This is a genomic window from Halomonas sp. 3D7M, from assembly GCF_014897885.1.
Taxonomy (GTDB): domain Bacteria; phylum Pseudomonadota; class Gammaproteobacteria; order Pseudomonadales; family Halomonadaceae; genus Vreelandella.
In genome coordinates, this window is the sequence record NZ_JABUZF010000254.1 from 42,568 (window position 1) to 42,768 (window position 201).

The 201-nt window shown below is 56.7% G+C and carries 1 pseudogene; it reads left to right on the forward strand.

The annotated features are described in order from the left end of the window. Window positions 1-201, forward strand: a pseudogene (locus INT22_RS21235) (hypothetical protein); the annotation flags it as partial.

Consider the following 201-nt stretch of genomic DNA (forward strand, 5'->3'; position numbering starts at 1 on the left):
CCTTATCGCCCGCGTCTGCATTGCCGAGCCAGCTAGCCGTGGCGGAGTTTCTGCGCGATGGTCATTACTTGCGTCATATTCGGCGTATGAAACGCTTGTATAGACAGCGACGAGATGGGCTGCTGGCACTCATGAATGGATCGGTCTCACTGAGCGATATGGCAGGTCTGTCACTGATGCTCGCCTTGGAGGAGGGCATGG